We start from the raw sequence: 7,404 nt of genomic DNA, 5'->3' as shown, positions 1-7,404 counted from the left end.
TTCTATTATAGTCGAAAAAGTCGATTCGTACATGTATTATTACAATTACATACGACCATTTACCAAATTAAACGACCACAGTCCGGTGGAATTCCGGACGGCGGCCGCATAGGTGTTTTTTCTTGTCTCATTTCTTTGGGTCAGTTCAGCATACAGGCTCGGGTGTTCTTTATTTTTAACAGGATACAGCTTTACTTTCACTGCTTCGGGAAACACAGCTCGTAAAAATTGCATCGTTTACAGGCAAAGGTATTGGTCGTTTTTTTGAAATATTCGAGGGGAAGCGGCTTGTTGGCTTCTTTATCCTCGAGGAAACCGGCCATACGTTCTACACTCTGCACGAGCAGCTCCCGGACCTCCTGAAGGGTGGAATGGTCAAGCTTATGTTCGACACTTGTCCCTTCAAGCAGGTATTCATTTCGCACGACGATATCTTCAAGAGCCGTTTCCGGGTAGTAATCGAGAACGTACTGCGCATATAAAGCCAGCTGATAGGGGTCTTCCTCTGTCTGCAGGCCGGTTTTCCAATCCACGATCACCCATTTATTATTTTCTTCGTCTTTATAAAGAAAGTCGAGCACGGCAAACACTTTAGTGTTTTCCAGGTTCATCGTGCGGAGTTCCTCTGATTCGAGATAATACGTTGGCCGCTCCGAAGTAAGTTCCTGCATGGTGTCACAGGTTAGAATATGCTCCACTACGGCCTCGAGCCGATCCTGGATTTTTTTTATTTTCTCTGCGGGCAGCTTCTTTTCTTCACCGTAGTATATTTCGTGGAGCATGGTCGTATGTTTCGGCTTTTTGCGCCACTGCTCCGCGTTTTTAGTCGAATCAATAAACCCTTCATTCAGCCGGGTCCGAATTGTTTCTTTCAAAATATCTTTTGTTGGGAGGTGCCCGTTATTTAAATATTTTTTCAGCGTTTCTTCTACTAAATCATGTACGATAGATCCAAACAGCATTTCAAGATTAGTTAAATTTTTCAGTCGGTAGACGTGGCGCGGAAAGGGGTCTGCATTCCGCAGCCAGCCATTGTGTGAGGAGTAGTACTGGTGGGCATACTGCCGTTCGCATTGAAGCAGCGTTTTATGCCTCGACAGCGACCAGGAAAACTCCGGATAGTCCCGTATAGTAAACAGGAGAAACCACTCCTTTGATTTGTCTTTACCTTGCTCCTGCTACCATTTTAACGGTGACGGCGGGCAAAGTCGATAAAACGGAACTTATCTGAACGGTGCCTGGACTCGGTATATTGAAATAATTCCGCATTATCGAGATATACATAGTTCCGGACGACCGCAATACTTGAATCCGGATAAAGGTCAAGCAGCTGCCCGTCTTCGTGCGTCGGCTTTTCAATAGTGATTTCTTTACGCGCGAAGCTGATCACAAGCTCCAGCTTATTTTCTACATAGTCATAAATGGAATCAGCACAAATATCTTCAGTCAGTCCGGGTACCCAGCGCTCAAGCAGATAGTCAATGTCGAGCACAATATTTTCACCATCCATTTTCCGCTGCCGCTTTACTTCCCAGACCTGTTCTGCCTCTTCCTCCGCCTCAAATACGTGCTGGAGAGCTGCCGGAACAGGTGAAAGGGTCAAGGAATGCACATGGGTTTTACTATTGCTGCCGGTCTGTTCTGCCAACTCTTTAAAGCTGACGAGCCCGGATACTGGAAAATCAAACCGGCCAGTTTCAAGCACGACAGAGCCCTTGCCCTGAATTTTTTGAATATATCCATGTTCGGAAAGCAGGTTCAACGCTTTGCGGATAGTTTCCCGTGACGTATCGTACATGGAAGTGAGCTCATGCTCGGAAGGAAGCAGGGCATGAGGCTTAAACTGCTCACTGCGGATGCCGTGCGCTATTTCTTCATAGATGTCTAAATACTTTCTTTTTGTACTCATGCTCGTTACACCTCAGGGCGGCTATTTTTGGTAATGCAGAACGATCGACTCGTATGGCTGCAGGCTGTCAGTCCCAAAGGAAAAATGCTCCCGTTGATAGTTGGTGAGAAAAATGGTGCCGGGCTGCTCTTTCCAGGGGAGGTCCAGGCCGCCGGCTTCAATCGTTTCAGACGAGAAATTGCTCACAAGGAGTAACGCCTCGTCTTCGTCTTCACGAGTATAGGCGAAAAGGGAAGAGTGATCCGGCAGGTAGAGCTGATAATCTCCAGCCGTCATAATTTTATAGTCCTTGCGGAGCTGAATTAATTTTTTGTAAAAATGATAAACGGAATCCGGATCGTTTACCGCTTCCTTCGCGTTAATGGACGTATAATTTTCCGGGACCGGCAGCCACGGCTCAGCCTCACTGAAACCGGCATTTTTTGAGCTGTCCCATTGCATAGGCGTTCGTGCATTGTCGCGGGAGCGGGCCTGGATGACGGCGAACGCTTCCTCGGGGCTTTTTCCCTGCTTTTGCATAATATCATAATAATTAATGGTTTCTACGTCGCGGTAATCCTCGATAGAGCTGTAGGAAGGATTGGTCATCCCAAGCTCTTCCCCCTGGTAAATGTAAGGGGTGCCGCGCATACAGTGCATGGTGGCTGCGAGCATTTTCGCTGATTCCACGCGGTACTTGCCGTCATCGGCGTACCTGCTTACAATCCGGGGCTGATCGTGGTTGCACCAGAACAGCGCATTCCAGCCGCCGCCTTCGTACATACCGATCTGCCAGTCGGACAGTGTTTCTTTTAACTGCACAAAATCAAATTCCGGCAGGGCCCATTTTTCCCCTCCGGGATAATCCGCTTTTAAATGATGGAAATTAAAGGTCATGCTCAGTTCTTCCCGGTCCGGGCGGGTATACTTGATGCAGTGGTCGATTGTCGTGGAGGACATCTCTCCGACTGTCATGGCTCCGTGCCGGGCGAATACGTTTTGGTGCATTTCATGCATCCATTCGTGCACTCTCGGCCCGTCGGTATAAAACCGGCGGCCATCCCCTATATCATCATTTGGAAACCGCTGATCCTTCGAAATTAAATTAATAACGTCGAGACGGAAGCCGTCGATGCCTTTTTCGAACCAGTAATTCATCATATCATACAGCTGTTGGCGCAGTTCTTCGTTTTCCCAGTTTAAGTCCGCCTGGCTCACGTCAAAAAGGTGCAGGTAATACTCGCTTGTCGGTTCATGCCACTGCCAGGCGGAGCCGCCGAATTTAGACACCCAGTTATTTGGTTCAGCGCCATCGACAGGATCTTTCCAGATATAGTAGTCGCGGTAAGGGCTCGAGGCATCTGAAGAAGCGGCTTGAAACCAGGCGTGGTCGGTGGAGGTGTGATTAATAACGATATCCATAATGATCTTCATGTTTCTTGCGTGGGCTTCGGCGAGCAGGCGTTCGAAGTCCTCCATCGTTCCGTACACATCATAAATATTATAGTAATCACTGATATCATATCCGTTATCCTTTTGAGGGGAAGGGTATACAGGATTAAGCCATAAAACATCAATGCCAAGATCGTTTAGATAATCGAGTTTTTCGATAATGCCCGGAAGATCGCCGACTCCATTTCCGGTAGTGTCGTTAAAGCTTTTAGGATAAATCTGGTAAATAACAGTTCGTTTCCACCATGGTTCCATTCTTCTCATCCTTTCGCATATATGCTGTATGGATTAAAGGCGCCTGCTAAAAAATACCAGCAGACGCCTGAATTCATTGGTTAAATTTCTACTTTACGAATACGCCCGTAGAGATAGGTTAATACAATCGGAAGGATAATGACAATCAGCATCCCGATAAAGAAAGCTCCCCAGTCCGGCGGACGGATGGAAAAGATGCCCGGAATGCCGCCGACGCCAACAGCAAAGGCCAGGACGTTATTGATGCTGATAAATGTAGCTGCGATCGCTGAGCTGATCAGCGCACAAAAGAACGGGAACCGGTACTGCAGGTTCACCCCGAACAATGCCGGCTCGGTAACTCCAAGATACGCTGAAAGTCCGGCTGAGCCTGCCAGGCCGCGCATGTTCTGATCTCTCCAGGCCAGAATCATTATGCCGACTGCAGCAGATCCCTGGGCAATGTTGGAGAGAGCAAGAATCGGCCATAAAAAAGTACCGTCGGTCGAAGCGGTAAGCTGAAGGTCGACCGCAAGGAATGTGTGGTGGAGCCCTGTAATAACGAGCGGTGCATAAAGCAGGCCGTAAAGCAGGCCCCCAAGCCATGCGTACTGGTCAAATGTCCACAGGAAGAAGTCTGTAATCGCATTTCCAAGCCCGAAAGTAACCGGGCCGATAATAATAAATGTAAAGAAGCCAGTAACGAGTAAAGCAATCGGAGCAACCAGCAGTACCTGGATAGAATCTGCAATCCGTTTTCTTAAAAACATTTCAATTTGGGCTAGAACATAGGAAGCTACAAGCACTGGGAGCACCTGTCCCTGATAGCCAACCTGCTCGACATTCCAGCCGAACAGATCCCAGGTTGGCACTTCGTTATTTGCACTCGCGTCACCGTAAGCGTACGCGCTTAAAAGCTGCGGGTGGACAAAAATTAACCCGAGCACGATACCGAGGAGGGGACTGCCACCAAACCTCCTAACGGCCGACCACCCTATAAGAACGGGAAGAAAGTTGAATGAAGCGTTTGCAATAATGAAGATAATTTCAGAAATACCGGTCCACTGTGGATATACATCAATCACAGCATCGTCGAAGAAAATACCGGGACCGGTTAACAGGTTGTTCAAGCCGAGCAGCAGCCCTGCGGTAATAATAGCTGGAAGAATGGGAATGAAAATATCAGCAAGCAGACGAATAAAACGTTGAAAGGCATTCTGTTTTTTGCCGGATTTCTGTTTATCAGCGGTGTCGTTTTCAGAGTCTCCGTCTCCAGCACGTCCGCCGCTTTCCTCAGAACGTCCTGTAACGCTCATCAGTTCTTTATAAACTTTATCTACGGTGCCCTGGCCGATAACGACCTGATACTGGCCTCCAGAGGCAAAAGCCCCACGCACAAGATCAAGGTTAGTAAGTTTTTCTTTATCTACCTTTTCTTCATCGTATAAAACAAACCGCAGCCTGGTTACACAGTGGGTAACTGTTTCAATGTTATCATTGCCTCCCACGGCTTCAACGATCGTTTCAACAGCTTCTTTCGTAATTTTTGCCATTGTGTTTCCCCCTTAAGTGGATACTTTTGAAAACGCTACCAATTTATAAACTCACTTTAACTTGTATATACAAATTAGTCAATATAATTATCATGAGTAAAAAGGTTTTTATTAAATGAAAAATAGGAATACTAAAATAAAACCCCTTAATGGAGCGTGAAATCATGGAACAATTGATAACAATCGATCAGACTGAAACGTTATACGGAACGCTCACGATGCCTGCTAATGCGTCTGAAAAAACTTCCGGCGTGCTGATAATTGGTGGGAGCGGGCCTATAGACCGTGACGGTAACGCGCCGGGAATAAAATTAAATATTTATAACCAGCTGGCCGCCTGGCTTGAAAAGCAGGGAGTAGCAGCTCTTCGTTATGACAAGAGAGGCACCGGGTCCAGTGATGGTGATTTTCGGGCCACGGGACTGGAAGATTTAATTGAAGATGCTGCTGCTGCGGTGCGGCTTTTGAAAATGAATCCTGCAATTGATGAAAACAAAATTTTTATTCTGGGCCACAGCGAAGGCGGGGCGATTGCTCCCAGGGTGGCTGAGAAAGAAAAGGTACAGGGAATGATGGTGCTCGCCTCGTCGCCAAAGCCGTTGTTTGATATTCTGCTTGAACAGGGCGAATCGGTGGAAAGAGAAATAAGCGAGGGGAGAGGAATTTTTTACCGGGCGTTGAGAACGGGGAAAGTGAACAAGCGTATGATAAAAAAGCAGCACAAAGTGCTTAAGGAGCTGCTTGATGAAGAAGCTTCAAAAAAATATAAAAACGTAAACGTGAAATGGTTTCAGGAACACGCTGACTATGACCCGCGGGAAGCCTTTCACCGCACACGCATTCCGGTGATTGCCGTAAATGGCGGCAAGGATGCCCAGGTGAAAGCAGAAGACGTCAGCGCCGTAGCCCAGCATACGGGCGGCCCGGTGGAAGCATATGTAGTTGAAGAGATGAACCATATTCTAAGACATCAGCCGGAAGAGTTTTCAATTATTAAAACAAAGCGAAGATATAAAAAACAGCAAGACGCCAATCTCTCCCATGAACTGTTGGATCATCTCTACCCGTGGCTGCAAAAACAAATACAATAATGTTAAATAACCATGGTTACATGAAAAAGGACCGTCTGCAGGCGAATATGCCTCTAGACGGTCCTTTTTCTTATTACATGGAAGCTTTTTGCAAGCTGTTGATCATTGCCAACGATTTGCCAGTGCCAATCGCGACAGCTTCAAGAGGTGCTGAGGCGAGGTGGACCGGAACCACGATCTGGCGGCTCAGCCACTCCTGAAGGTCGTTCAGGAGTGCGCCTCCTCCGGTAAGTACAATTCCCTGATCGACGATATCGCCGCTTAGTTCAGGAGGACATTGTTCAAGAGTAACACGGATAGTTTCCAGAATTTGATCCAACGTTTCTGTGATGGCCCGGTGGATTTCCGGAGACTCCAGTGTAATGGTTTTCGGGAGTCCATTTACAAGGTCTCTGCCCCGGATTTCCATCGTGCGTACTTCCCCGTCAGGAATAGCGGAACCAATCTCCATTTTGATATTTTCAGCGGTCCGTTCGCCAATCAGCATATTGTATTCCTTGCGGACATGCTGAGTAATGCTTTCATCCATATGATCCCCGCCGCGGCGTATCGCCCGGGAAGAGACAATGCCGCCATAAGAAATAATACCGACCTCTGTCGTACCTCCGCCAATATCAACGATAACATTTGCTTTGGGTTCATCCACCGGCAGCTCTGCACCGAGCGCAGCTGCAATCGGCTCTTCGATTAAGGAAACAGATTTAGCACCGCAGCCAAGTACAGCATCCCTGATAGCCCGGCGTTCTACAGAAGTGGAATCACAAGGTGTGCATACTACGACTTTCGGCTTGCGGAGAGTAAAGCCTGCTTCTTTTTGAATTTTTTTCATGATGTGGGAAAGCATCGCAGATGTAATATCATAATCTGCAATTACTCCTTCTTTCATTGGCCGGGTAGCGATAATGTTGGCTGGAGTTTTTCCCACCATTTCTTTTGCTTCTGTACCTACGGCGTACACTTCTTTAGTATCTATATGAAGTGCTACAACGGAAGGCTCATTGAGGATAATACCTTTTTCTTTTGTGTAAACGAGAATGTTCGCAGTTCCTAAATCAATACCTATTTCTGTTAATGCCATTTTATTTACTCACCTTTTCCGGGTTAATAGTCTCCAGTAATTAATTGTAGAGGAGTAAGAATACTTAAATAAGGGTCTAAGGTCACGTAAAAAATGAGTATTTTCCCA

7 protein-coding genes are annotated in these 7,404 nt (G+C 46.9%); 2 read left to right on the top strand and 5 right to left on the bottom strand.

The features are described 5' to 3' along the window. Positions 1 to 112 (top strand): IS3 family transposase (locus tag CHL76_RS15000; protein ID WP_143747475.1); only part of this gene is annotated, 112 nt, incomplete at its 5' end. Positions 113 to 197: 85 nt separating this feature from the next. Here the strand turns inward: CHL76_RS15000 and CHL76_RS14995 are convergent. The 4 genes from CHL76_RS14995 to treP all read right to left on the bottom strand — a co-directional run bounded on the left by CHL76_RS14995 (position 198) and on the right by treP (position 5,127). Beyond that, positions 198 to 1,100: a PD-(D/E)XK nuclease family protein gene (locus CHL76_RS14995; protein WP_269845171.1), complete on the bottom strand. Its 903-nt coding sequence runs from the start codon at positions 1,098 to 1,100 to the stop codon at positions 198 to 200. 86 nt (positions 1,101 to 1,186) lie between these two features. Then, entirely contained in the window at positions 1,187 to 1,909 is a 723-nt protein-coding gene (treR, locus tag CHL76_RS14990; RefSeq protein ID WP_094909013.1) for a trehalose operon repressor, read from the bottom strand. 21 nt (positions 1,910 to 1,930) lie between these two features. Further along, positions 1,931 to 3,595: an alpha,alpha-phosphotrehalase gene (treC, locus tag CHL76_RS14985; RefSeq protein ID WP_094909012.1), complete on the bottom strand. Its 1,665-nt coding sequence runs from the start codon at positions 3,593 to 3,595 to the stop codon at positions 1,931 to 1,933. Between the two features lie 80 nt (positions 3,596 to 3,675). Next, entirely contained in the window at positions 3,676 to 5,127 is a 1,452-nt protein-coding gene (gene treP, locus CHL76_RS14980; RefSeq protein WP_094909011.1) for a PTS system trehalose-specific EIIBC component, read from the bottom strand. Positions 5,128 to 5,291: 164 nt separating this feature from the next. On the opposite strand from treP, the gene CHL76_RS14975 reads away from it, so the two are divergent. Then, positions 5,292 to 6,218 carry an alpha/beta hydrolase gene (locus CHL76_RS14975; RefSeq protein WP_158219199.1) on the top strand — a complete coding sequence of 309 codons (927 nt, stop codon included), beginning with the start codon at positions 5,292 to 5,294 and terminating at the stop codon, positions 6,216 to 6,218. A 73-nt stretch (positions 6,219 to 6,291) separates the two neighbouring features. Here CHL76_RS14975 and mreBH read toward each other — a convergent pair whose 3' ends face one another. Beyond that, complete coding sequence (gene mreBH, locus CHL76_RS14970; RefSeq protein ID WP_094909009.1) at positions 6,292 to 7,296, bottom strand: rod-share determining protein MreBH; 1,005 nt, start codon at positions 7,294 to 7,296, stop codon at positions 6,292 to 6,294. Positions 7,297 to 7,404: the final 108 nt, after the last annotated feature.

It is taken from the genome of Marinococcus halophilus (genome assembly GCF_002265875.1).
Taxonomy (GTDB): domain Bacteria; phylum Bacillota; class Bacilli; order Bacillales; family Marinococcaceae; genus Marinococcus; species Marinococcus halophilus.
Note: the sequence above shows the minus strand (reverse complement) of the source record. Positions and strands in the feature narration are given on the sequence as shown.